This window comes from Micromonospora sp. Mcm103, assembly GCF_024519755.1.
Classification (GTDB): Bacteria; Actinomycetota; Actinomycetes; order Mycobacteriales; family Micromonosporaceae; genus Micromonospora; species Micromonospora aurantiaca.
Map to the genome: position 1 here is coordinate 139,730 of NZ_JALJRJ010000008.1, position 24,487 is coordinate 164,216.

A 24,487-nucleotide genomic window follows, 5' to 3' on the forward strand; every position below is an offset into this window, starting at 1 on the left:
AGGTCGGGCCCCCGCCGTCACGCTCGGCTCAGTGCGCGGCGCAGCCGCCGACCGGGGCGGGCGCCGCGGCCGGCGCGCCGACCGTCGGCAGGCCGAGCAGCACCCCGGGGGTACGCGGAACCTGTCCCGCCTCGGCCGCGTCCCCGGCCCGGGTGCGCCGGTGCGCCAGCGGCGCGCCGTCGGCGTTCAGGTGGTGCGGGGCGGCGTACGTGACGACTGTGTGCACGATGTCGCCGGGGCGGATCTTTCCGGCCAGCTCACCGGTGGCGAAGTGCACGAGCCGACCGTCGCGGGCCCGGCCGGACATCCGGCCGGTGCGCTCGTCCTTGCGGCCCTCACCCACCGCCACCAGCACCTCGACGGTCTCGCCGACGAGCTTCTTGTTCTCCGCCCAGGTGATCTCCTCGACGCAGGCGATCAGCCGCTCGTAGCGCTCCTGCACGACCTGCTTGGGCAGCTGCCCGTCCATCGTGGCGGCCGGGGTGCCGGGGCGCTTGGAGTACTGGAACGTGAACGCCGAGGAGAACCGCGCCTCCCGCACCACGTCGAGGGTGCGGACGAAGTCGGCCTCGGTCTCGCCGGGGAAGCCGACGATGATGTCGGTGGTGATCGCCGCGTCCGGCATCGCCGCCCGGACCTTCTCGATGATCCCCAGGTAGCGCTCCGACCGGTACGAGCGGCGCATCGCGCGCAGCACGTCGTCGGAGCCGGACTGCAACGGCATGTGCAGCGAGTGGCAGACGTTGGGCGTCTCGGCCATCGCGGCGATCACGTCGTCGGTGAAGTCCTTCGGATGCGGGCTGGTGAACCGCACCCGCTCCAGCCCGTCGATGTCGCCGCAGGCGCGCAGCAGCTTGCCGAAGGCGTACCGGTCGCCGAACTCGACGCCGTACGAGTTGACGTTCTGCCCGAGCAGCGTCACCTCCAGCACGCCGGAGTCGGCCAGCGCGCGGACCTCGGAGAGGATGTCGCCGGGGCGGCGGTCCTTCTCCTTGCCGCGCAGGGAGGGCACGATGCAGAACGTGCAGGTGTTGTTGCAGCCGACGGAGATCGAGACCCACCCGGCGTACGTCGACTCGCGCCGGGTCGGCAGCGTGGAGGGGAAGACCTCCAGCGACTCCAGGATCTCGACCTCGGCCGCGGCGTTGTGCCGCGCCCGGTCCAGCAGCGCCGGCAGCGAGCCGATGTTGTGCGTGCCGAAGACGACGTCCACCCAGGGCGCCTTGCGGACGATGTCGCCGCGGTCCTTCTGGGCGAGGCAGCCGCCGACGGCGATCTGCATTCCCGGGTGCTTCGCCTTCACGGGGCGCAGATGACCCAGGTTGCCGTAGAGGCGGTTGTCGGCGTTCTCCCGGACCGCGCAGGTGTTGAACACCACCACGTCGGGCTGCTCGTCGGCCTCCGCGGCGCGCACGTACCCGGCGTCCTCGAGGAGGCCGGAGATGCGCTCGGAGTCGTGCACGTTCATCTGGCAGCCGTACGTACGCACCTGGTAGGTGCGCGGGCTGCCCGCGGCTGCGGTAGTCATGACCCGGACAGCGTATCCGGGTGGAGCCGATCGGATCGAACGAGGAGGAGCCGTGTGCCGGAGCATCAAGACCCTGCGTGAGCCGTACGTCCCGGTGGTGACCGAGGAGGACATCCGCGCCGCCGCGTTGCAGTACGTCCGGAAGATCTCCGGATTCCGTACCCCGGCGGCGCACAACGCGGCCGCGTTCGACGCCGCGGTGGAAGCCGTGGCCGCCGCCACGGCGACGCTGCTCGACCAGCTCGTGGTGCGGGGGCAGCAGCCGGCGGCCCGGGGCTGAGCCCGGGACCGCCACCGCTCGCCGCCGGTGGGGGCACGGCGGCGAGCACCGCTCATGGGCGCGCGCCGGCGCCCGCGCTCAGGCGGCGGCGAGCGCCGGGGCGACCGTGTCCGGCGCCCAGCGGGAGCGGTGGCACTGTGACCAGCCCCGGCAGCGCGCGTCGGCGACGGTGCAGAGCCGGTGGTGGCTGAGCACCTCGCCGTCGTCGGTGTCGGCCACGTCGAAGTGCACCGGCCGGATCGTGCCGTCCGGCGCGACCAGCAGGTGCCGGCCGGCGTCGAGCGTGTCGTCCCGCATCAGGCAGTTGCGGCCCAGCAGCCGGGCCAGCGCCGCGATCGCGGGCAGCTCGGTCAGGCTCTCGGGCACGCCGTAACAGTCGACCACGGTGCCGTACAGCCCGGGCGCCTCCCACACGTCGCAGACCACCGCGTACGCGGGGAGCCGCATCGGGTCGGCGACGGCCATGGGCATCACCACCCGGCCGAGCGCCTCGGCCAGTGCCGGGTAGACCTCCACCGGCTCGCCGCCGTCGATTCTCCAGTTCCACAGCTCGGTCATGCCGCCTCCTCGCTGCGCTCGTTCCACCGGCCTCCGGATCGGGCCTTAATGACGATGGTGGGGTGCATTTGACCTCAGCCGGGCGCAAGTTACCGGTCTGTGACCATTCCGGGCAAAATTCCCTCGGGCGACGTTGCCCAGAGTAGCTGGAAGATGACAGTTTATCGGGTACGGTGCCCCGGCGGCGGCTGGCCGCGCCGTGGATCCGGCGGCTCAGCGCACCCGGATCAGGTGCTCCGACGCGGGCAGCAGCTCACCGATCACCGTGCCGCCCGGCACCTCACCGGCGACCAGCAGGCCGCCCGAGGTCTGCGCGTCGGCGAGCAGCAGCCGCTCCCCCTCGTCCGCGCCGCCGAAGTCCGTCCACGGGGTGACCCACTCCAGGTTGCGCCGGGTGCCGCCGCTGACGTACCCGTCGCGCAGCGCCTCCCGCGCGCCCGTCAGATACGGCACCGCCGCCGCGTCGATCGCCACCGTCAGGCGGCTCGCGCGGGCCAGCTTCGAGGCGTGCCCGAGCAGGCCGAAGCCGGTCACGTCGGTGCCGCAGCGGATGCCCGCGGCCACCGCCGCGCGGGCCGCGTCCCGGTTGAGCCGGACCATCGACTCGACCGCCTCGGGGAAGCGCTGCCCGGTCTGCTTGTGCCGGGTGTTGAGCACGCCCACACCGAGCGGCTTGGTCAGCGACAGCGGCAGCCCGGCCCGCCCGGCGTCGAGCGTGATCAGCTCCTCCGGCCGGACCACGCCGGTGACCGCCAGGCCGTACTTCGGGCCGTCGTCGTCCACGCTGTGCCCGCCGGCCAGGTGGCAGTTCGCCTCCCGGGCCACGTCCAGACCACCGCGCAGCACCTCGCGGGCCATCTCCGGCGGCAGCACCCCGCGGGGCCAGCAGAGCAGGTTGAGCGCGACGAGCGGGGTGCCGCCCATCGCGTACACGTCGGAGAGCGCGTTGGCGGCGGCGATGCGCCCCCAGTCGTAGGCGTCGTCGACCACCGGGGTGAAGAAGTCGGCGGTGCACACCAGACCCGTACGCTCGTCCAGCCGGACCACCGCGGCGTCGTCGCCGTTCTCCAGGCCGACCAGCAGGTCGGCCGAGCCGCCGGTGGCGCCGAGCCCGGCGACCATCGCCTCCAGCTCGCCCGGTGGGATCTTGCAGGCGCAGCCGCCACCGCGGGCGTAGTCGGTCAGCCGGATCGCGTCGGTCATCGCCTCATGATCTCCGGCCTGCGGCTTCGGCGCCAGTCGGCCCACCCGGACTGTGACGAAATTCGGACGGGCCGGTATGCAGGTGACCGGTGTTACCGCTCCGTGACCATCTGAGTTGCGTTCTGCCACATCACCCCGCCTACAGTTGCCCAACCGGGGGTCGACCGACCCCCGAATTCCGCCATGGACGACAGGGACGGTGGACGACGTGACGACGGGCGACCCGCTGATCGTGCTCGACGGGGTCAACAAGTGGTTCGGGCCGCTGCACGTGCTCGACGACGTGTCCCTCTCCGTCGGCCGGGGCGAGGTGGTCGTCGTGATCGGCCCGTCCGGCTCCGGCAAGTCGACGCTGTGCCGCACCATCAACCGGCTGGAGCCCATCGACTCCGGCACCATCACGTTCGACGGGCAGCCGCTGCCGGCCGAGGGCAAGCCCCTGGCCAAGCTGCGCAGTGAGGTCGGCATGGTGTTCCAGTCGTTCAACCTCTTCGCGCACAAGACCATCCTGGAGAACGTCGCCCTGGGGCCGGTCAAGGTCCGCAAGGAGAAGCCGGCCGCCGCCCGCGAGCGCGGCCTGGCCCTGCTGGACCGCGTCGGCATCGCCAACCAGGCGGACAAGTACCCGGCGCAGCTCTCCGGCGGTCAGCAGCAGCGGGCGGCGATCGCCCGCGCGCTGGCCATGCAGCCCAAGGCGATGCTGTTCGACGAGCCGACCAGCGCGCTGGACCCGGAGATGGTCGGCGAGGTGCTCGACGTGATGACGTCGCTGGCGAGCGAGGGCATGACCATGGTCGTGGTGACCCACGAGATGGGCTTCGCCCGGCACGCCGCGAACCGTGTGGTCTTCATGGCCGACGGGCAGCTGGTTGAGGACGCACCGCCGGCCGAGTTCTTCGCGAACCCGCGCAGCGAGCGGGCCAAGGACTTCCTCTCCAAGATCCTCACGCACTGAGCGTCCGTAGTTGGAGTCGTCCCGGCGGCTCCGTCGAAGAAGGAGATTGAGTATGCGTTACAAGCGCGTGGCGGCGGTTGCCGCAGCGGCGACTCTGGCGCTCGGCCTGTCCGCCTGCGGTGGCGACAGCGACGACGAGGGCACTGGCGCCGGCAGCAAGGACTTCGCGGCCGGCAGCACCATGGAGCGGCTGAACAAGGCCCAGAAGATCAAGGTCGGCACCAAGTTCGACCAGCCGGGCTTCGGCCAGAAGGGCCTGTCGGGCAAGCCGGAGGGCTTCGACGTCGAGGTCGCGAAGCTGATCGTGAAGGAACTCGGCATCCCCGAGGACAAGATCGAGTACGTCGAGACGCCGTCGAAGGTCCGCGAGGACGTCATCGTGAACGGCACCGTCGACCTGGTCGCGGCCACCTACACGATCAACGACAAGCGCAAGGAGCGCATCGCCTTCGCCGGCCCGTACTACGAGGCCGGCCAGAACATCATGGTCCGCAAGGACGAGGCCGCCATCACCGGCCCGGACTCGTTCAAGGACGGCACCAAGAAGGTCTGCTCGGTCACCGGCTCCACCCCGGCCGAGGAGATCAAGAAGTACGTCAAGGACGTCGCCACCCAGCTGGTGCTCTTCGACACCTACGACAAGTGCCGCGACGCCCTGAAGGGCAAGCAGGTCGACGCCGTCACCACCGACAACGTCATCCTGCTCGGCTACATCGCCAAGGACGAGGCGTCCTTCAAGATGGCCGGCGACAACTTCACCAAGGAGCCGTACGGCATCGGTGTCAAGAAGGAGGACACCGACTTCCGTAACTTCATCAACGACACCCTGGACCAGGCCTTCCAGGACGGCAGCTGGAAGAAGGCGTGGGACGACACCGCCGGCAAGTTCGGCGCCACCCTGGGCGACCCGCCCGCCGTCAACCGCTACTGATCCGCTGGATCCGGAGGGTGGGGAGGAAACCGACCCGTGAGTGTGCTCATCGACAAGTTCGACGTCTTCGCGGGCGGGTTCTGGCTCACCCTCCAGATCTGCTTTCTCGCCGCGATCGGCGCCCTGATCCTGGGCGCCGTCGTGGCGGTGCTGAGGATCTCGCCGGTGCCACCGCTGCGCGCGGTCGGCACCACGTACGTGAACGTCTTCCGGAACCTGCCGCTGACCGTCGTGCTGTTCTTCGCCGCGTTCGGCCTGCCGGCGCTCGGTTCCAACGCCGATTTCCTGCGCATCCCGGGCCTGGAGTCGATCTTCACCCGGCTCGGCACCGACCTGCCCTACTTCCGGTTCGGCCTGATCGCGCTGGTCCTCTACACCGCGGCGTTCGTCTGCGAGGCCCTGCGCTCCGGCGTGAACGCGGTGCCGCCCGGTCAGGCCGAGGCCGCGCGCTCGCTGGGCCTCACCTTCGGCCAGAACCTGCGGCACGTCGTGCTCCCGCAGTCCTGGAAGGCCTCGGTGGTGCCGCTCGGCTCGGTCATCATCGCGATGATCAAGAATTCCGCGCTCGTCGGCTTCTTCGGCGTGGTCGGTGACCTCTCCCAGACCGCCGATCAGCTCACCTCCGCCGGCGGCTACCCCTTCATCCCGGTGGCGATCGGCATCTCCGTCGGATACCTGATCATGACAGTCCCTCTCGGCGCCCTGCTGGACCGGATCGAGAAGCGACAGGCGGTGGCCCGATGAGCCAGCAGTCCAGCGTCCTCTACGACGTTCCCGGGCCGCGCCAGCGACGCGTCACGCTCATCAGCAGCCTGATCGCCGTCGTGGTGGTGCTGGCCGGCGCCTACCTGTTCATCTACCGCCCGCTGGCCGACAAGGGCCAGTTCTCGATGGAGCTGTGGGGTCCGCTGGTCGACCCCTCGAACGAGAACTTCCCGCTCGTCTGGGACCGGATCGGGATCGGCCTCAAGAACACCCTGGTCGCCGCCGCGCTGGCCATCGTCGCGTCGCTGGTCGTCGGCACCCTGCTCGCCGTCCTGCGGATCCAGCTCAAGAGCCTGACCCGGCGGCGCTTCACCGGCGCTGCCACGCCGGTGGCGTACCTGCTGCGCGGGCTGAGCTGGGTGCTGGCCGCCGTGACCCGGGTCTGCGTCGAGGTGTTCCGTGGCCTCCCGGTCGTCATCACCATCTTCTTCGTGGCGCGCGGTTTCCCCGAGTTCGGCGCCTCGTTCGACAACCTCTGGTACCTGGTCATCGGCCTGACCATCTACAACTCCGTGGTCATCGCCGAGATCCTGCGATCGGGCATGGAGGGCCTGCCCGGCGGGCAGGCCGAGGCCGCCGCCGCGATCGGGCTCTCCCCGTTCCAGACCACCGGGCTGATCCTGCTGCCGCAGGCCTTCCGGATCATGCTGCCGGCGCTGATCAGCCAGCTCGTGGTGGTGCTCAAGGACACCTCGCTGGGCTTCATCATCAGCTACGAGGAGACGCTCAACATCGGCAAGCAGATCATCGGCGTCCTGGGCAACCCGATCCAGGTGTACGTGGTGATCGCCGTGCTGTTCATCGCCATCAACTACTCGCTGTCGAAGCTGGCCCAGTACGTCCAGCGCCGGCTCTCGCGAGGCCGCAAGACCGCCGGCACCCCGGCGCCGGCCACGCCGCCGGCCGCGCTCACCTCGCAGGCCGAGGGTGCCGGCGGCGTCTGACGGGCACACGAAAAGGGCTGGCCGGTTCCTACCGGCCAGCCCTTTTCGTATTCGGGTCTAGCGGGCGATCTCGGTGACCCGGGACTCGCGCACCACAGTCACCCGGATCTGCCCCGGGTAGGTCAGCTCCTCCTCGATCTGCTTGGCCACGTCCCGGGCCAGCACCGCCGCGCCGATGTCGTCCACGTCGTCCGGCTTGACCATCACCCGGATCTCCCGGCCCGCCTGCATGGCGAAGACCTTCTCCACGCCCAGCTTGCCGGCCGCGATCTCCTCGATCCGCTCCAGCCGCTTGACGTACGCCTCGAGGCTCTCCCGCCGCGCACCCGGCCGCCCGCCCGAGCAGGCATCAGACGCCTGGGTCAGCACCGCCTCGATGGTCTGCGGCGGCACCTCGTTGTGGTGCGCCTCGATGGCGTGCACCACGTCCTCGCTCTCGCCGTACTTGCGGGCCACGTCCGCGCCGATGATCGCGTGGCTGCCCTCGACCTCGTGGGTGAGCGCCTTGCCGATGTCGTGCAGGAACGCGCACCGCTTGATCGTCGGCACGTCCAGCCGCAGCTCGGCGGCCATCACCCCGGCGATGTGCGCGGTCTCCACCAGGTGCTTGAGCACGTTCTGCCCGTACGACGTGCGGTAGCGCAACCGGCCCAGCAGCGTGACCAGCTCCGGGTGGATCTCGGTGATGCCGACCTCGACCAGCGCGTCCTCGGCGGCCCGGAGGCACAGCTCCTCGACCTCCTGCCGGGCCAGGTCGTAGACCTCCTCGATCCGGTGCGGGTGGATCCGGCCGTCCAGCACCAGCTTCTCCAGCGTGACCCGGCCGACCTCGCGGCGTACCGGGTCGAAGCAGGACAGCAGCACCGCCTCGGGCGTGTCGTCGATGATCAGGTTGACGCCGGTGACCGACTCGAAGGCGCGGATGTTGCGCCCCTCGCGGCCGATGATGCGCCCCTTCATCTCGTCGCCGGGCAGGTGCAGCACGCTGACCACGCTCTCCGCGGTCTGCTCGCTGGCGACCCGCTGGATGGCGTCCACGACGATGTTGCGGGCACGCTGCTCGGCGCTGCCCCGGGCGTCCGCCTCGATCTCCCGGACCAGCAGCGCGGCCTCCCGCTTCGCCTGCCCCTCGATCGACTCGACAAGCTCGGCGCGGGCCGCGTCGGCGGTCAGGCCGGCCACCCGCTCCAGCTCCCGGCGGCGCTGCTCCTCCACCTCGGTCAGCGTCCGCTCGCGCTCGGCCAGGGCGGCCTCCCGGGCGGCCAGCGCCGCGGTGGCGGCGGTGAGCTGCCGTTCCCGCTCGGCCAGCCGCTCCACCTCCTCGGTGTGCAGCCGCTCCCGCTCGTCCATCCGGGCGGCGCGGCGTTCCACCTCGGCCGCCTGCTCCCGGGTGGTGGCGGCCAGCACCGCCACCTCGCGCTCGCCGCTGCGCCGCGCCGCGGCACGCAACTGCTCGGCGTCCGCCTCGGCCTGCTTGTGCGCGCGCTCCAGCACCGTGTCGGCCTCGGCGCGGGCGTCGTCGAGCACCCGCCGCGCCTCGGCCCGGGCGGACTTCGCCTCCGCCTTCGCGGCGGCCGCCTCGGCCCGGGCCGCGGAGGCAGCGGACTTCGCCACGTCGATGGTGCTGTTCACCTCGTCGGCGGCCGTCCGCAACGCCGCGAGGGACTGCTCCTGCCGGTCCTTCTCCGCGATGAACGCCGGGTCCTCCGGCGCGGGTGCCAGGCTGAGCCGCTTGAGGGTACGCACGCCGAACAGCACGGCGCCGACCACCACCACGACCAGCAGCAGCACGACCAGGAGGAGGACGATGTCGAAGGCGCTCATCGAGCCGCTCCGCACCGGTACGCGGGCACACTCGCCCGCCGATGCCCGGTAGCCGGGTTGTCGCCCGCCGATGCGGGTTCGGGGCCGTGTGGCAGACCGCCGGTGAACCTGTGCCGCCCTGCCATGGCCGCCTCCCCCTGAAACGTCGGCGCCGCAGGACACGCGCGAAGGACACGCGCCTGCGGCTCTGGACGCCCGACCGGAGCGGCTGGCTGTGGGCAGCTTTCCGTCGGCGGTGTCCCTCATGGGGCACCGCTGGCGGCCGGTTGCAGTTGTCGGAGGCTGCGAAAGGTTCCGGAGCTTCCGTCAAGGGCCGGTGTAGCTGGCCAAAGTGATGCTGTTCTGTTACGAGATCTATGTTGTGCGCTTAGCCTGCGCTGGTCGGGCAAAGTGAGCCTGTATGGCGAGGCTAGGTCGCGAGGGGCCGTTCGGTCAAGGAGTCATGATCAAACCACCCGGACGGAGAGAAGTTGCGGCGTCACTCAGTGGTGATCAGATGCCGGACAGGCCCGGACAAACCCCGCCCTCCGGCGCCACTGCTCGCCGCTCCCGACCTGCTCAGGCCCCCTCCCCCATCGACGCCGCCCGCCACTCGCCCACACGATCAAGGAGTTGACGTCACTCCACGGGCCCTCGGGTGACACAAACCCCTTGATCACCGCGCTGGGCCACCCGGCCCGTCGCAGGCACGTGAGGGCACCCCCTCCCCGCACGATCATGAGGTTGACGGGCGTGATCATGAAGTTGGCCTGGACAAAACGGACGGGAGGTGCCGTCAACTTCATGATCGACCGGGCTGGAGCGAGCGGGACCGGGCGGGACCGGGCGGGAGCGGGAGCGGGCGGGGGCGGGCGGGGGCGGGAGCGGGCGGGGTGGGCCGGGTGGGTGGGCCGGGCGGGGTGGGTCAGGGAGCGGCGGTGGCTCGGGCTGTGGTTACCAGGGTGGCGTTGTCGGGGGTCTGGGTGCCGTCGGGCAGCAGCAGCGTGTCCTCAAGGCCGATCCGGGTGTGCAGACCCCGCCGGACGGCCTCCGCGTACACCGGCCAGGTGGCCGGGCCCTCGCCGTGCAGCAGCACCGGCGGGTGCCCGTCGGGCAGCGCGGCGAGGATCGACGCCGCGTCGGCGAGAGCCGTCTCGACCTGCTCGGCCATGCACTCGACGAGGACCCGCCCGGTGGGCGTGGACCAGCGGCGCCAGGCGTCGACCGCCGCCGGCGTCCACAGGCCGGCCTCGACCATCACGCCACGCTCGTGCAGGGCGGCGGCGACCTCGGCCGCCCCGGGTTCGTGGGCGTTGACCGAGGCGAAGTCGGGCAGCACCGTCCAGGCGCGGACGGCGGCGACCCGCACGGCCGGGTCGGGGACGATCCAGGCGCCGGTGCTCACGCCGACCGGCAGGCCGGGACGGGCGTCGCGGATGGCGGTGACCGCAGCGGCGATCACCGCCGGGTCGAGCGACTCGGCTCCGGCCTCGTCGCGCGGGTGCACGTGCACCGCCGCCACCCCGGCGGCCGCGCAGCGCACCGCGTCGGCGGCCAGTTCGGCCGGGGTGAGCGGTACGGCGGGGTGCTCGTCCCGCCGTCGGGTGCCGTTGAGACACGCCTTCAGCACGGGTGTGCGCCTCCCCTCGGGACGGCGGCCGCGACACCGGCCGCCGGTCGGTCAGTCGAGTCGGCGGGAGTCGAGGTCGTGCTCGGCGTCGGCCAGCGCGTCCGCGTCGATGTGCTCGGCGAACTCGGCCGCCTCGGCGCTCTGCGCGGCGAGCGCGTCCTTCACCGCCCGGATCGCCACCCCGGCCGGGTAGCCCTTGCGCGCCAGCATGCCGACCAGGCGCCGGAACACCGCGTCCGGCTCGCCCCTGGCGGTGCGCAGCTTGCGGTCCACCAGGGCACGGGCGGTCTGCGCCTCGGTCTCCTCGTCCAGCCCGTCCAGTGCCGCGCCGGCCACCTCGCCGTCGACGCCGCGCTGGCGCAGCTCGTTGGCGAGCGCCCGGCGGGCCAGCCCGCGGCCGTTGTGCCGGCTGCTCACCCAGGCGCGGGCGAAGGCGGCGTCGTCGACGATGCCGACCTCGTCGTACCGGTCGAGGACCTGCTCGGCGACCTCCTCGGAGATGCCGCGCCGGGCCAGCGCGCCGGCCAGCTCGGCCCGGGTGCGCGGGCGCACCGCGAGCTGCCGCAGGCAGATCTCCCGGGCCACCTCGGCCTCGTCGCGCGGCGGAGCCGGAGCCTCCCCTGCATCGGGCTCCGCCGCGCGATCACGGCGTCCCCGGCGAGGCCGGGGCGTACCTGTGGCGTCGCCCGTACGGGGTGGGCCGGCATCCCAGCCCCGGCCCGTACGGGCGCGTCGTCCTGCCACGGGTCAGCGGATCAGAAGTCGACCGGCGGCAGTTCCGGGCCACCGGCGGCGTCACCGGCACCACCGGTGCCGACGCCGAGCTTCTCCAGGATCTTCTTCTCGATCTCGGCCGCCACGTCCGGGTTCTCGCGGAGGAACTCGCGGGCCTTCTCCTTGCCCTGGCCGAGCTGGTCACCGTCGTAGGTGTACCAGGCGCCGGACTTGCGGATGATCGCCTGCTCCACGCCGACGTCGATCAGCGAGCCCTCGCGGGAGATGCCCTTGCCGTACATGATGTCGAACTCGGCCTGCTTGAACGGCGCGGCGACCTTGTTCTTCACGACCTTGACCCGGGTGCGGTTACCGACCACGTCGGTGCCGTCCTTGAGGCTCTCGATGCGGCGCACGTCGAGCCGGACCGAGGCGTAGAACTTCAGCGCCCGGCCACCGGTGGTGGTCTCCGGGCTGCCGAACATCACGCCGATCTTCTCGCGGAGCTGGTTGATGAAGATCGCGGTGGTGCCGGTGTTGTTGAGCACACCGGTGATCTTCCGCAGCGCCTGGCTCATCAGCCGGGCCTGGAGACCGACGTGGCTGTCGCCCATCTCGCCCTCGATCTCGGCGCGCGGCACCAGGGCCGCCACCGAGTCGATCACGATGATGTCGATCGCGCCGGAGCGCACCAGCATGTCGGCGATCTCCAGCGCCTGCTCGCCGGTGTCCGGCTGGGAGACCAGCAGGGCGTCGGTGTCGACGCCGAGGGCCCGTGCGTACTCCGGGTCGAGCGCGTGCTCCGCGTCGATGAACGCGGCGATGCCGCCGGCCCGCTGGGCGTTCGCCACCGCGTGCAGCGCGACGGTGGTCTTACCGCTGGACTCCGGACCGTAGATCTCGACCACCCGGCCGCGGGGCAGACCGCCCACGCCGAGCGCCACGTCGAGCGCGATGGAGCCGGTCGGGATGACAGCCGTCTGCACGACGGGCCGCTCCCCCAGCCGCATCACCGAACCCTTGCCGAATTGCTTGTCGATCTGAGCGAGAGCAAGGTCGAGCGCCTTCTCCCGGTCAGGCCCTGCTGCCATCGTTGCCACCCCTGCCTTCGCCGGCGTCTTTCCTGAGCTTCGCGTCACGCGGGACACGCTAGGCGCTGGGTCCGACAGAAAACCAGCCGACGGGCCGTGAGCTGTGGACGAGCACCCCGCTGTGGACAATAGCCGAACAGGTGTACGACTGGGCAAGCGACACGCGGGATCGATGAAAAGGCTGCTCAGCGTAGTCGGGCGGGCACCCGGTCGGGATACGCGGCGACCACGGCGCGCCAGACCACGTGCGTTTGCTCACCGGCCGCGAGCGCCTGCTCGATGGTCCGCCCACCGAGCTGGGACAGCACCTGGTCCCTGGCGATGCTGGCCGCGTAGCCGGGCCCGAACGCCTCCTCCAGCCGCGTCCAGAAGTCGGTCAGCCGCACGTGTTCACTCCTCCTCGTCGAGTGGTGCCGTGCCGGTACGGCGCAGTGCCAGCGCCACCAGCGGCACCACCGCGATCGCCGCCAGCAGGGTGAGCGTCGGGTACCCCACGGCCCGCATGACGAACCCGCTCGCCGCCGCCGCACCCGCCCCGGCCAGCCCCATGAGCAGATCGGACAGGCCCTGCACGCCGGGCCGGTCGGCGGTGGGCACCGACTCCGACAGCAGCGTCGAGCCCGCCACCATCGTGCCCGACCAGCCCAGCCCGAGCAGCGTCAGCCCCACCGACAGCAGCGGTGTGCTGTGCCCCGCGGTGCCGGAGACCGCGCACGCGGCCAGCAGCAGCGCGACCCCGCCGAGGATCACCGGCCGCCGGCCGAACCGGTCGGTGAGCCACCCCACCACCGGCGACAGCGCGTACATGCCGGCGATGTGCAGGCTCAGCACCAGGCCGACCACCGGCAGGACGTCCGCGTCGGAGTGCCACTCGCCGAGGTGCACCGGGGTCATCGACATCACCGCGACCATCACCAGGTGCCCCACCGCGACAGCGGCGATGCCGAGGCGGGCGGCCGGCCGCCCGCGTACCGTGCGCCACGCGGCGGCCATGCCACCGCGGCGGGCGACAGCCGGTGCGGCGCCCGCCGCCGGCTCGGCCGCCGTCAGCCGGCGCGCGGTGAGCAGCGGGTCCGGCCGGAGCAGGACCAGGAGTACGACGGCGGTGAGCGTGAACGCGACGGCGCTGAAGGCGAACGGGCCGGCCAGCGCCGGCAGGCCCCAGCCACGGGTGGTCTCGTCGGCGAGCGCGGCGAAGTTCGGCGCGGCCACCGCGCCGATGGTGGTGGCCCACACGACCAGCGAGAGCTGCCGTCCCCGGCGGTGCGGCTCGGCCAGGTCCACCGCCGTGTAGCGGGCCTGGAGGTTGGCCGCCGTGCCGCCGCCGAACAGCAGCATGCCGACGAAGAGCAGCGGCACCAGGCGCGTCGCGGTGGCGACCACCACCAGCACGCCGCCGACCGCGCCGACCGCGTACGCGAGGACCAGCCCTGGCCGCCGGCCCCGCGCGGTCATGAGCCGGGTGACCGGGATGGCGAGCAGCGCGGCGCCGACCACCCCGGCGCTCTGCGCCAGCCCGGCCAGGGCGGTGCCGGCGACCCGGGCGGCGAGCAACGCGCCGACCGAGATGCCGATGGTGACGCCGATGCCGCCGATGATCTGGGTGAGGAAGAGCAGCCGGACGGTACGCCGCTGGATGCCGGCGACGTCGGGCCGGGGCGGGGCCGGCGCGGTCAGGTCGGTGGACATGCGGCGCTCCTGGTGGGGACGGGTGCCCCATCCTCCCGCACCGGCCCGCCCGGCCGGCACCCGGTTTCGCTACAGGCCGAGGCCCCGGCCGATGATCTCCTTCATGATCTCGGTGGTGCCGCCGTAGATGGTCTGCACCCGGCTGTCCAGCCACGCCTTCGCCACCGGGTACTCCGCCATGAAGCCGTAGCCGCCGTGCAACTGCACGCACCGGTCGGCGACCTTGGTCTGCAACTCGGTGGTCCACCACTTGGCCTTCGCGGCGTCGGTCACCGACAGGCGGCCGGCGTTGAACTCGGCGATGCAGTGGTTGACGAAGGTCCGCGCGATGGTGACCTCGGTGTCCAGCTCGGCCAGCAGGAACCGGTTGTGCTGGAACCGGCCGATCGGCCGGCCGAACGCCTCCCGGGAGCGGGCGTACTCGATGGTGAGCGCGAGCAGCTTCTCGCAGGCCGCCACCGCTGCCACGGCGATGCTGAGCCGTTCCCGGGGCAGGTTGGCCATCAGGTGGTAGAAGCCGTGGTTCTCGGTGCCGATCAGGTTCTCCGCCGGCACCCGGCAGTCGTCGAAGAACAGCTCGGCGGTGTCGTTGGCCTTCAATCCGACCTTCGCCAGGCGGCGGCCCCGGCTGAAGCCCGGCGTGCCGCTCTCCACCACGACCAGGCTCACCCCGTGCGCGCCCTGCTCGGGCGCGGTCTTGACCACCACGACCACCAGGTCGGCCATCTCACCGTTCGTGATGAACGTCTTCTGCCCGTTGAGGACCAGGCTGTCGCCGTCGCGGACCGCGCTGGTGCGGATGCCGGCCAGGTCGCTGCCCGCGCCCGGCTCGCTCATCGCGATCGCGGTGACCAGGTCGCCGGAGCAGAAGCCCGGCAACCACCGCTTGCGCTGGTCGCCGGTGGTCAGCTCGGTCAGGTACGGCGCGACCACGTCGTTGTGCAGGCCGAACCCCAGACCCGAGCACCCGGACGCGACGATCTCCTCGTCCAGTACCGCGTTGAACCGGAAGTCGCGCTGCCCGCCGCCGCCGTACTCGGGGTCGACGTCCGGGCCGAGCAGCCCGGCCGCGCCGGCGGACCGCCAGACCTCCCGGTCGACGATCCCGTCGGCCTCCCAGCGTTCGTGGTGCGGCACCGCCTCCCGGGTCAGGAACCGGCGGCACAGGTCGCGGAACTCGTCGTGGACGGGCTCGTAGAGATGCTGCTCCATGTCGGCAAGTCTGGCACCGCTCAGCCGCCCCGGACAGGGGTGAGCGGGGCTGGTCCGCCGCCGCGCGGTAGACCAGGATGGCCGGATGAGCACACTCACGGGGAAGCAGGTCGCCGAGGCCGGGCTGGACGGGTGGACGTACCTGCTGGGGGCGTTGCAGACGCGCATCCGTACCCCCGATTTCGCGGCCGGACTGGCGCTGGTGGCCGCGGTGGGCGCGGAGGCCGAGCGGGTCGATCATCATCCCGATCTGGACCTGCGCTACACCCACGTGGACGTGCGGCTGTGGTCGCACGACGCGGGTGGCGTGACCCAGCGTGACCTGCGGCTGGCCCGGACGATCGCGACCCTGGCCGCGGACGCCGGGCTGACCCTGTCGGCAGCCGGGCTGGCCCGCCTGGAACTCGCGCTGGACACCCCGGAGCACGCGGCGGTCCTGCCGTTCTGGCGGGCGGTCCTGACCTGGCAGTCGCCGGACGGCCGGGGCCCGGACGACGACGAGGTACGCGACCCGGACGGCGTGCTGCCGACGGTCTGGTTCCAGCGCTCCGGCCGGGACGAGCCCCGGCAGCGGTGGCACCCGGACGTGTGGGTCGACCCGGCCGAGGTGGACGCGCGCATCGCGGCGGCGCTGGCGGCGGGCGGGACGCTGGTCAGCGACGCGGAGGCGCCGAGCTTCTGGGTGCTCGCCGACCCGGACGGCAACCGGGTCTGCCTCTGCACCTGGCAGCAGCGCCCCTGAGACCGGGGCAGCGGCGCGCGCGGCCCGGCGCTAGCGTGCCCGATGTGGACGCACACGCGCTGATCGAGGAGTTCAACGCGGCCTGGCTGCGGGGTGACCTGGCCGCGGTGTCGGCCTGCCTGGCCGAGGACGTCACCTACTGCCCGAACGCCTGGGACGGGCCGGCCGGCACGGTACGGGGCCGGGCGGCGGTGGCCGAGGTCTTCGCCGGGCAGCTCGGTCCCGGCGACGGTCCGGCAGACGGCGCGGTCTGGGCCACCGGCGACCGCGCCGTCTGCGAGTGGGCCTGGCCGCCGGCCGAGGACGGCACCGTGCTTCGCGGGCTGGACGTCTACCGGGTCCGGGACGGGCGAATCGTCGCCAAGGACGTGTTCGGCAAGATCACTTCTTGAGCGCCTTGGCGGCCACCTTCAGGTCGGCGACCAGGCCCTCGTACGCCACGTCCTGGTTGTCGGCGCGCAGCACCGCGGACGGATGGATGGTGGCGAGCAGCCGGGCCGCCGGGGCGTCGGCGACAGCGCCCGTCCGGTCGACCGGCACGCGCTCGAAGTCCTCCGGGTGCTGCGCGGCGGCGGGCCAGGGCAGCAGCTCGCCGCGCTGCTTCGTCACCCGGAAGCTCGGGCCGAGCAGCGCCTTGGCGGCGGTGGCGCCGAGCACCACCACGATCTCCGGACGCAGCCGGGCGAACTCGGCGACCAGCCAAGGCCGGCAAGCGGTGACGTGCACGCGGTCCGGGGTCTGGTGGATGCGCCGCCTGCCGCGCAGCTCGAAGCGGAAGTGCTTCACGGCGTTCGTCAGGTAGATCTGGGCGGGGTCGAGCGCCGCGTCGTCGACGGCCTTGCGCAGCAGCCGCCCGGCCGGCCCGACGAACGGCAGCCCTTTCTGGTCCTCGATGTCGCCCGGCTGCTCGCCGACGAAGACCACCCGCGCGTGCTCGTCGCCGCGGCCGAAGACGGTCTGGGTGGCCTCCCGGTACAGCTCACAGCCCCGGCAGTCGCCCGCCGCGGCGCGTAGTTCGTCGATGGTGTCCGCCGACGGCGGGATGAACTCCTGTGCTCCGGGTGCGCTCTCGGTCTCGGCCATGCCGATCGTTCTACCCCGTCCGGCGGTGCGCACGCGAGCGGCCCGCCGCGCTGTCCGGAGGTGTTGAGAAGGGGCCCTTCCTATACCGAATGCGTTAGGAGGGGGCCCTTCCTTCCCGCGGTGAGGGCGTCGGCGAGCGCCGGGATGTCGGCCTCGTCCAGCGCGCTCACCGAGACGCGCACGGCGGGGGCGGCGGCGATCCGGTACAGGCCGCCGGGGGCGAGCGACCACCCGGCGTCGCGCAACGTCGTGATCGCCACCGTCTCGTCGGGCACCGGCACCCAGACGTTGATCCCGGTACGCCCGTGCGCGACCGTCCCGCGCGCGGCGAGCGCGGCCACCAGCCCGTCGCGCCGCCTGTCGTAGCTGTCCGCCGCGCGCCGGACCAGCTCGGCGGTGGCCGGGTCGCGCCACAGCGACACGACCAGGCGTTGCAGCACCGTGGAGACCCAGCCGGCGCCGACCCGCGCCCGCCCGGCCACCCGGGCCACTGTGGCCTCGTCGCCGGTCAGCACCGCGAGCCGCAGGTCGGGCCCGTAGGGCTTGCTCACCGACCGGACGAAGGCCCACGCCGGGGTCGCCCCGGCGAGCGGGTGCAGGGGTACGCGGGCCAGCTCGGCGGCGTGGTCGTCCTCGATCAGCAGCAGGTCGGCCCGGCCGGCGAGCAGCGTCCGCAGCGCGCCGGCCCGGTCGGCGGAGACGGCGGCGCCGGTCGGGTTCTGCGCCCGGCTGGTCACCACGAGCGCCCGGACTCCGGCGGTGAGCGCCGCCCGGACGCCGCCGACGGTGGGGCCCTCGTCGTCCACCGGCACCCCGACGGTACGCAGCCCGAGCGCGGCGATCAGGTCGAGCAGGTTGGCCCAGCCCGGGTCCTCCACCGCCACCGCGTCGCCGGGGCGCAGGTGGGCGGCGAGCAGCCGTTCGATGCCGTCGAGCGCGCCGCCGGTGACGGTCAGCTCGGCGGCCGGCACGCGATCGGCGGCGAGCCGGTCCCGGGCCAGGGCGGCCAGCTCGGGCAGCACGGCGTCGGTCGCGTACCCGCCGGGGGGTCCGATCTCGGTGGCGAGCGCTGCCAGGTGCGGGCCGAGCGGGGGCAGCAGCCGGGGGTCGGGCTGGCCGGCGGAGAGGTCACGGCCGCCGGGCAGCGGCGGGGGCAGCAACGCGGCGCGGCGACCGGCGACCGGCGGGCGGGGGCGGACCCGGGTGCCGTGCCGGCCGGCGGTCGCGACCAGGCCGCGTTGCCGCAGTTCCTGGTACGCCTTCGCGACGGTGGCCGGGCTGACGTCCAGCTGGGCGGCGAGCGCACGGACGGCGGGCAGGGCGTCGCCGGGGGCGAGATCGCCGGTGCGGATGCCGGATTCGACGCTTGCCGAAATCGCGGCGGACGTCGAGCCGGTGACCTGATATTGTGCTGCCACAGTTCGGAGATTGTACTAGAACAAAGGTGGGATGTCACGTGTACGCCCCGACCGAACGCACCACCGCCACCCGCACCCGCGACCGGATGCACTACGACCGGGCCACCGCGCACGCGCTGCTCGACGAGGCGTACCACTGCGCGCTGTCGTTCACGGTGGACGGTGAGCCGCGCATCCTGCCGACCCTGCACGTGCGCATCGGCGACACCCTCTACCTGCACGGATCCACCGGCAGCCGGCCGCTGCTCGCCGCCCGGGGAGAGGCCGGGCTGAGGGTCTGCGTCGCCGTCACCCACCTCGACGGGCTGATCTACGCCCGCTCCCAGTTCCACCACAGCGCCAACTACCGGTCGGTGGTGGCGCACGGCACCGCCCACCTGGTCGACGACGCCGGCGAGAAGGCGGCGGTGCTGACCGCGCTGGTGGAGAAGGTCGCCGCCGGCCGGTCCGCCGACAGCCGCCCGCCGAACCGGCGCGAACTGGCCGAGACCGCCGTGCTGGCGCTGCCGCTGCGCGAGGTGTCGGTACGGATGCGCACCGGCGGCGTCAACGACGAGCCGGCCGACGAGGCGCTGCCGTACTGGGCCGGTGTGGTGCCGCTGCGGCTCACGCCGGGCCGCCCCGAACCCGCACCCGGGGTGAACGCGCCGGTGCCGGCGTACCTGCGCCCGGCCCGCTCGCCGTGGCACGAGCCGGCGGTGCTGCGCGGCGAGCACGTGGTGCTGGAGCCGCTCGACCTCGCCCACGCCGACGAGCTGTACGCCGCCACCGCCGACCCGGAGGTGTGGCGGCACCTGGGCGGTACGCAGCCGGCCGACGCCGCCGAGATGCGCCGGGTGGTCGCCGCCTACCTGGACGCCCAGGAACGCGGTGAGCAGGTGTGCTGGACGCAGCGCTGCGCCGTCACCGGCGCGGTGATCGGCACGACCTCCTACTACGAGATCGACCCGGTCCGCCGGTCGCTGGCGATCGGCTACACCTGGCTGGGCCGCCCCTGGTGGCGTACCGGCGTCAACACCGAGGCGAAGCTGCTGCTGCTGGGCCGGGCCTTCGACGACCTCGACGCCGTCCGCGTGGTCTGGCACACCGACATCCGCAACGACCGCTCGCAGCGGGCCATCGAACGGCTCGGCGCGAGCCGCGAGGGCGTGCTGCGGCAGCACAAGCAGCGTGCCGACGGCTCCTGGCGGGACACCGTGCAGTACTCGATGCTCGCGCAGGAGTGGCCGAACGCACAGGTCAGCCTGCGGGAAAGGCTTCGCCCGACGGCGGGCGCGGCGTCATGATGTCCGGCGTGCTGGGGATCACCGACATCTGGACGTACGTGCTGGGCACCGTGGCGATCGTGCTGCTGCCCGGCCCCAACTCGCTCTTCGTGCTGGCCACCGCCGCCCGCCGGGGCGTGGCCACCGGCTACCGGGCCGCCGCCGGGGTGTTCGTCGGCGACGCGGTGCTGATGGTGCTCTCCGCCGCCGGTGTGGCCTCGCTGCTCCAGGCGTATCCCCCGCTCTACCTGGTGATCAAGTACGCCGGGGCGGCGTACCTCGGGTATCTCGGGCTGGCCATGCTGCGCGGCGCGTGGCGGCGCTGGCGCGACCGCAACGACCCGGCCACGCCGCGCCTGATCGACGAGGTGGAGCCGGCGGAACAGCGGGAGCCGTTCCGCCGGGCGCTGGTGATCAGCCTGCTCAACCCGAAGGCGATCCTGTTCTTCGTCTCGTTCTTCATCCAGTTCGTCGACCCCCGGTACGCGTGGCCGGCGCTGTCGTTCCTGCTGCTCGGGCTGATCGCGCAGGTCGCCAGCGCGATCTACCTGACCGTGCTGATCTTCACCGGCACGTACCTGGCGGCCCAGTTCCGGCAGCGCCGCCGGCTCGCCGCGAGCGGCACGACTGCCGTCGCGGTGCTGTTCCTCGGCTTCAGTTTGAAGCTCGCCGCCGGCTGACCGGCGGCGAGGGTCAGGTGCCGTCGCCGCCTCCGCCACCGCCGCCGATGCCCGCGCCGCCGGCCGTACCCCCGAGGCCGTAACCGGGCGCGACCGGACGGTCGGGCGGGCGGCTGACGTGCGCCGACTCGCGGATCGTGGCCGACCAGTCGGCGTGCGCGGCGGCGGCCGCGTGCCTGTCGATGGCGTGCCGCAGCCAGCCGTCCACAGTGGCCACCCAGTCGCGCTTGTCGGCACCGGCGTGCCAGACCCGGAACCGGCTGATGCTCTGGTGGGTGATCCCGGCCAGGGAGAGCCGCCGGTCCAGCCAGAGCAGCACCTCCATGCCGGCCGAGTCGGTCAGCATGATCATTTCGAGTTCGGTCATCGGGCCGGCGTAGAGCGGGGCGGCCCAGAAGCCGTACCACTGCTGGAACGGCAGCGTCTGCTCCACCCCCGGCAGCCGTCCCTCGCGCAGCCCGGCCTGCCGGATCGCGAAGCCGAGCGTGTCCAGCGCGGCGAGCACGTGCTCCTGGGTGGGCAGCGGGTGGATCAGCACCGGCACCATCGCGCCCTGGTCCACCTCCGGATCCACCGACACCTCGGTGCGCAGCCCGGTACGCAGGCTCAGCAACGGCACCCCGCCGTACGTGGTCACCGGCGACTCCCACGGCAGCGGCACGGCGAACTCGACGGCCCGCCGCCGCCCGGCCGGCACCACGAACCGTCCCGCGATCGTCCACGTCTGGAACTGCACCAGGCGGCGCGGCGCCTCCGGGTCCTCCGGTTCGACCTGGGTGACCAGGCCGAGCCGGATGTGCCGGACCGGTACGTCCGACCCGCCGGCGGTGAGCGTCACCCGGCCCGGCAGGCGCAGGCCCGGCCGGGTGCTCGGGTTGGGCAGCGTGGTGCTCACCGAGAGCCCGGTCCAGGCGGAGTCCCGCGACACGCCGGTCAACCGCATGCCGGGGCTTTCCCGCTGCCCGCCCGGCCATGCCCCGCCGGAACGACGCCGGCCCGGCGAGGTGGTCTCCCACCTCGCCGGGCCGGTACGGATCACGACGGTCAGCGCATCCGGCGGCCTCGCGGCACCGGGTCGGTCTCGTCGTCGAACTCGCCGATGACCTCCTCCAGGAGGTCCTCCAGCGCGACGAACCCGATCGGCCGGGTCGGCCCGCCACCGTTGCTCACCAGCGCGAGCTGCGCCTGCCGTGCCCGCATGGCGGCCACCGCCTCGGTCACCGACGCCTCGGCCGGCAGCGTGAAGGCGCTGGTCATCAGCTCCTCCGCGGTCGCCGGGCGGCCGGTGGTGACGGCGCGCACCGCCTCGCGTACGTGCACCAGGCCGCACACCTCACCACCGGTGTCGACCACGGCGAGCCGGGACCGGCCGCTGTCGCGGGAGACGTGCTCGATCCGCTCGGCGGTCTCACTCCGGCCCACCGTGACGATCCGGTCGAACGGCTCCATCACCTGGGCGACCGTGGTGCCCTGGAGTTCCAGCATGCTGGTCAGCAGCTGGTGCTGCTCGGCGCCGAGCAGCCCGTGTTCCCGGGACTGCTCCAGCAGGATGCGCAGCTCGTCCGGGCCGTGCACCTGGGCGAGCTGGTCCTGCTGCTGCACCCCGAACAGGCGCAGCATCGCGTTCGCGAGCCCGTTGAGCAGGGACAGCACGGGCCGGGCGATCCGGGCGAACGCCCGGAACGGCAGCGCCAGCAGCATCGCCGACCGCTCCGCGTCGGTGATCGCCCACGACTTCGGGGCCATCTCGCCGACCACCAGGTGCAGGAACGTCACGAGCGACAGCGCGAACACCAGCGCCACCACGTGGCTGACCGCCTCGGGCAGGCCGACCGCGTGCAGCAGCGGGCTGAGCAGGTGCTCGATGGCCGGTTCGGCCAGCGCGCCCAGACCCAGCGTGCACAGCGTGATGCCGAGCTGCGCGCCGGCCAGCATCAGACTCAGCTCGCGGACGCCGTCCAGCGCCGCGCGGGCCGCCCGGCCGCCACCGGCGGCCGCCTGTTCGAGGCGGTACCGCTTGGAGGCGACGAGCGCGAACTCGGCGGCCACGAAGAACCCGTTGAGCGCCAGCAGCACCACGGAGAAGAACAACGCGAATCCGGGGCTCATGCGGAACCCTCCCCGGACACCGAGGCGGCGGGCCGCAGCCGCACCGAGTCGGCCACGTGCCGGTCCACCGCCAGCACCTCGACCAGCACCCGCGGGCCGCCGGCCGGCTCGTCGCCGTCCGCGGCGACCGGGATCTCCAGCCGGTCACCGACCTCGGGCACCCGGCCCAGCTCCCGCATCACCAGCCCGGAGAGCGTGTCGTACTCGGGCGCCTCGGGCAGTTCGATGCCGGTGCTGTCGGCGACCTCGTCGATGCGCCAGCGCGCCGGGACCACCCAGGAGCCGTCCTCCTGCCGCGCCGCGGCCCGGTCCGGCGGGTCGTCCTCGTCGCGGATCGGCCCGACCAGTTCCTCGGCCAGGTCCTCCAGCGTGATCACGCCGGCGAAGCCGCCGTACTCGTCGACCACGCAGGCGAGTTGCCGGTGCCCGGACCGCAGGCGGTCCAGCACCGTCGGCAGCGGCAGCGTCTCGGGCACCAGCAACGGGGGTACGGCCACCGCGTCGACCCGGGTGGTCGCGCGCTGCGCCGGGGGCACCCCGAGCACGTCGGCGATGCCGACCACGCCGACCAGGTCGTCGACGCCCTCGGCGCCGCTCACCGGGAACCGGGAGTGGCCGGTGTCCAGCAGCTCGACGATCCGGCTGACCGGCTCGTCGGCCCGGATGGTGTGCACGTCGACGCGCGGCACCATCGCCTCCCCGGCGGTCAGCTCCCGGAAGTCCAGACCCCGGTCCAGCAGGTCGGACATCTCGGCGTCGAGGTGCCCCTCCTCCCGGGACTCGGCGATGATCTGTTCCAGGTCCTGCGGGGTGGCGCCGCTGGGCAGCTCCTCGATCGGCTCGATGCCGATGCGGCGGAGCAGCCGTACGGCGGCCCGGTCGAACAGCGTGATCAGCGGACCGGCGATCTTCAGGTAGATCAGGGTGGACCGGGACAGCGCCCGGGCGAGCGGCACGGCCCGCGCGATGGCCAGGTTCTTCGGGGCCAGCTCACCCAGGACCATCTGCACGACGGTGGCGATGACCAGGGCGAGCGCCACCGACAACGGCAGCGTGACCGCGCTGGACAGCCCGGCCAGGCCGAGCAGGTCGGCCAGCCCGGCGCCGAGGAACGGCTCGGCGACGTAACCGACGAGCAGGGCGGTCACGGTGATGCCGAGCTGGGCGCCGGACAGCATGAAGGAGAGCCGCCCGGTCACCTCCAGGGCCCGGGCCGCGGCACGGTCGCCACCGTCGGCGAGCTGCTTGAGCTTGCCACGGTCCACGGCGACGTAACCGAACTCCTGGGCCACGAAGTAACCGGTGGCGGCGGTGAGGACGGTGATGAGAAGGAGACCGACGAGGATCAACACGGGAGGTTCAGGGCTCCCGGGGTCGTCGGGGAGGGAATTCGCCGGGTATTACCCGGCCGGCTACTGCTGCCCTCCGGGGCAGGAGAGTCGATCATGCGGCCCATTTTATCGGTACCCGCTGGACGTTCGCTGAGGGTGCCGGGAAGCCTCCCGCACGTCCGGTTCAGCGTCCGGCCAGCTCGTCGGCGTCCAGCAGCGTCCGGTCGACCCGCCCGGAGCGGTACGCGGCCCGGCCGATCATCTGCGCGGCCACCGGCGCGGTGGAGAGCTGGAAGATCGCCACCAGGACCAGCATGCCCAGGTCCGACGGGGTACGCAGACGCAGCGCCAGCCCGGCCAGCAACAGCAGGACGCCCAGCACCTGCGGCTTGGTGGCCGCGTGCATCCGGTCCAGCACGTCCGGGAAGCGCACCAGCCCGATGCCGGCGACCAGGGCCAGCACCGCACCGGCCAGCAGCAGCACCCCACCCACCCAGTCCGCGACCGCGCCGGCCATCAGGCTGAGCCTCCTTCCGTTCGCGACTGCGGGGCTCGC

25 protein-coding genes are annotated in these 24,487 nt (G+C 72.8%); 9 read left to right on the top strand and 16 right to left on the bottom strand.

Features of this window, described 5'->3' with window-relative positions:
- Positions 1-28 precede the first annotated feature (28 nt).
- The gene (gene miaB, locus OC439_RS12785; RefSeq protein WP_262013577.1) at positions 29-1,528 is read right to left on the bottom strand and encodes a tRNA (N6-isopentenyl adenosine(37)-C2)-methylthiotransferase MiaB; all 1,500 of its coding nucleotides are present in this window, start codon (positions 1,526-1,528) and stop codon (positions 29-31) included.
- Positions 1,529-1,580: 52 nt separating this feature from the next.
- On the opposite strand from miaB, the gene OC439_RS12790 reads away from it, so the two are divergent.
- Positions 1,581-1,808 (top strand): DUF2277 domain-containing protein, encoded by a 228-nt coding sequence (locus tag OC439_RS12790; RefSeq protein ID WP_262013578.1) that lies wholly within the window; start codon positions 1,581-1,583, stop codon positions 1,806-1,808.
- 78 nt (positions 1,809-1,886) lie between these two features.
- Here OC439_RS12790 and OC439_RS12795 read toward each other — a convergent pair whose 3' ends face one another.
- Both OC439_RS12795 and selD read right to left on the bottom strand, forming a co-directional pair.
- Positions 1,887-2,366: a hypothetical protein gene (locus OC439_RS12795; protein ID WP_135238912.1), complete on the bottom strand. Its 480-nt coding sequence runs from the start codon at positions 2,364-2,366 to the stop codon at positions 1,887-1,889.
- Positions 2,367-2,579: 213 nt separating this feature from the next.
- A complete protein-coding gene (selD, locus tag OC439_RS12800) occupies positions 2,580-3,569 on the bottom strand; it encodes a selenide, water dikinase SelD (RefSeq protein WP_262013579.1) in 990 nt (329 codons plus the stop codon).
- Positions 3,570-3,768: 199 nt separating this feature from the next.
- On the opposite strand from selD, the gene OC439_RS12805 reads away from it, so the two are divergent.
- From OC439_RS12805 to OC439_RS12820, 4 genes are read left to right on the top strand one after another with little or no spacing between them, the layout of a single operon-like run.
- Entirely contained in the window at positions 3,769-4,524 is a 756-nt protein-coding gene (locus OC439_RS12805; protein WP_315985928.1) for an amino acid ABC transporter ATP-binding protein, read from the top strand.
- Positions 4,525-4,576: 52 nt separating this feature from the next.
- A complete protein-coding gene (locus tag OC439_RS12810) occupies positions 4,577-5,455 on the top strand; it encodes a glutamate ABC transporter substrate-binding protein (RefSeq protein ID WP_262013580.1) in 879 nt (292 codons plus the stop codon).
- A gap of 36 nt (positions 5,456-5,491) precedes the next feature.
- Positions 5,492-6,199 carry an amino acid ABC transporter permease gene (locus OC439_RS12815; protein WP_047894121.1) on the top strand — a complete coding sequence of 236 codons (708 nt, stop codon included), beginning with the start codon at positions 5,492-5,494 and terminating at the stop codon, positions 6,197-6,199.
- Positions 6,196-7,164 carry an amino acid ABC transporter permease gene (locus OC439_RS12820; RefSeq protein ID WP_262013581.1) on the top strand — a complete coding sequence of 323 codons (969 nt, stop codon included), beginning with the start codon at positions 6,196-6,198 and terminating at the stop codon, positions 7,162-7,164. The genes OC439_RS12815 and OC439_RS12820 overlap by 4 nt, the downstream gene beginning before the upstream one ends.
- Positions 7,165-7,221: 57 nt before the next feature.
- On the opposite strand, the gene rny is transcribed toward OC439_RS12820, so the two are convergent.
- From rny to OC439_RS12855, 7 genes are all read right to left on the bottom strand, one after another.
- Positions 7,222-8,988, bottom strand: a complete 1,767-nt coding sequence (gene rny, locus OC439_RS12825; RefSeq protein WP_262013582.1) for a ribonuclease Y — start codon at positions 8,986-8,988, stop codon at positions 7,222-7,224.
- A gap of 904 nt (positions 8,989-9,892) precedes the next feature.
- Positions 9,893-10,597: a 3-keto-5-aminohexanoate cleavage protein gene (locus tag OC439_RS12830; protein ID WP_262013583.1), complete on the bottom strand. Its 705-nt coding sequence runs from the start codon at positions 10,595-10,597 to the stop codon at positions 9,893-9,895.
- Positions 10,598-10,648: 51 nt separating this feature from the next.
- Positions 10,649-11,341, bottom strand: coding sequence for a regulatory protein RecX (locus tag OC439_RS12835; protein WP_047894669.1), 693 nt, complete (start codon positions 11,339-11,341; stop codon positions 10,649-10,651).
- Positions 11,342-11,352: 11 nt separating this feature from the next.
- Positions 11,353-12,402, bottom strand: coding sequence for a recombinase RecA (gene recA, locus OC439_RS12840; protein ID WP_013284729.1), 1,050 nt, complete (start codon positions 12,400-12,402; stop codon positions 11,353-11,355).
- Between the two features lie 185 nt (positions 12,403-12,587).
- Positions 12,588-12,788: a DUF3046 domain-containing protein gene (locus OC439_RS12845; protein WP_030504158.1), complete on the bottom strand. Its 201-nt coding sequence runs from the start codon at positions 12,786-12,788 to the stop codon at positions 12,588-12,590.
- A gap of 4 nt (positions 12,789-12,792) precedes the next feature.
- The gene (locus tag OC439_RS12850) at positions 12,793-14,091 is read right to left on the bottom strand and encodes an MFS transporter (protein WP_262013584.1); all 1,299 of its coding nucleotides are present in this window, start codon (positions 14,089-14,091) and stop codon (positions 12,793-12,795) included.
- A 69-nt stretch (positions 14,092-14,160) separates the two neighbouring features.
- On the bottom strand, positions 14,161-15,303 hold the full coding sequence (locus OC439_RS12855; protein ID WP_262013585.1) for an acyl-CoA dehydrogenase family protein: 1,143 nt from the start codon (positions 15,301-15,303) through the stop codon (positions 14,161-14,163).
- Between the two features lie 85 nt (positions 15,304-15,388).
- On the opposite strand from OC439_RS12855, the gene OC439_RS12860 reads away from it, so the two are divergent.
- Both OC439_RS12860 and OC439_RS12865 read left to right on the top strand, forming a co-directional pair.
- Complete coding sequence (locus tag OC439_RS12860; RefSeq protein ID WP_262013586.1) at positions 15,389-16,045, top strand: 4a-hydroxytetrahydrobiopterin dehydratase; 657 nt, start codon at positions 15,389-15,391, stop codon at positions 16,043-16,045.
- Positions 16,046-16,089: 44 nt separating this feature from the next.
- Positions 16,090-16,437 (top strand): nuclear transport factor 2 family protein, encoded by a 348-nt coding sequence (locus OC439_RS12865; RefSeq protein ID WP_262013587.1) that lies wholly within the window; start codon positions 16,090-16,092, stop codon positions 16,435-16,437.
- Here OC439_RS12865 and OC439_RS12870 read toward each other — a convergent pair.
- Positions 16,427-17,128, bottom strand: coding sequence for a UdgX family uracil-DNA binding protein (locus tag OC439_RS12870; RefSeq protein ID WP_262013588.1), 702 nt, complete (start codon positions 17,126-17,128; stop codon positions 16,427-16,429). The two genes, OC439_RS12865 and OC439_RS12870, sit on opposite strands and share 11 nt — an antisense overlap.
- Before the next feature lie 80 nt (positions 17,129-17,208).
- Positions 17,209-18,546 (bottom strand): aminotransferase class I/II-fold pyridoxal phosphate-dependent enzyme, encoded by a 1,338-nt coding sequence (locus tag OC439_RS12875; protein ID WP_262013589.1) that lies wholly within the window; start codon positions 18,544-18,546, stop codon positions 17,209-17,211.
- 38 nt (positions 18,547-18,584) lie between these two features.
- Here OC439_RS12875 and OC439_RS12880 point away from each other — a divergent pair, with 38 nt between their 5' ends.
- Together OC439_RS12880 and leuE are read left to right on the top strand one after the other, a co-directional pair.
- A complete protein-coding gene (locus OC439_RS12880) occupies positions 18,585-19,832 on the top strand; it encodes a bifunctional pyridoxamine 5'-phosphate oxidase family protein/GNAT family N-acetyltransferase (protein ID WP_262013590.1) in 1,248 nt (415 codons plus the stop codon).
- Positions 19,829-20,491: a leucine efflux protein LeuE gene (gene leuE / locus OC439_RS12885; RefSeq protein ID WP_262013591.1), complete on the top strand. Its 663-nt coding sequence runs from the start codon at positions 19,829-19,831 to the stop codon at positions 20,489-20,491. The genes OC439_RS12880 and leuE overlap by 4 nt, the downstream gene beginning before the upstream one ends.
- Before the next feature lie 13 nt (positions 20,492-20,504).
- Here the strand turns inward: leuE and OC439_RS12890 are convergent, their stop codons facing one another.
- The 4 genes from OC439_RS12890 to mnhG all read right to left on the bottom strand — a co-directional run bounded on the left by OC439_RS12890 (position 20,505) and on the right by mnhG (position 24,448).
- On the bottom strand, positions 20,505-21,434 hold the full coding sequence (locus OC439_RS12890; RefSeq protein ID WP_262013592.1) for a sporulation protein: 930 nt from the start codon (positions 21,432-21,434) through the stop codon (positions 20,505-20,507).
- A gap of 101 nt (positions 21,435-21,535) precedes the next feature.
- Positions 21,536-22,600, bottom strand: a complete 1,065-nt coding sequence (locus OC439_RS12895; RefSeq protein ID WP_262013593.1) for a hemolysin family protein — start codon at positions 22,598-22,600, stop codon at positions 21,536-21,538.
- Positions 22,597-23,952: a hemolysin family protein gene (locus OC439_RS12900; protein ID WP_262013594.1), complete on the bottom strand. Its 1,356-nt coding sequence runs from the start codon at positions 23,950-23,952 to the stop codon at positions 22,597-22,599. The genes OC439_RS12895 and OC439_RS12900 overlap by 4 nt, the downstream gene beginning before the upstream one ends.
- A 163-nt stretch (positions 23,953-24,115) precedes the next feature.
- Entirely contained in the window at positions 24,116-24,448 is a 333-nt protein-coding gene (gene mnhG, locus OC439_RS12905) for a monovalent cation/H(+) antiporter subunit G (RefSeq protein WP_262013595.1), read from the bottom strand.
- Positions 24,449-24,487 lie beyond the last annotated feature (39 nt).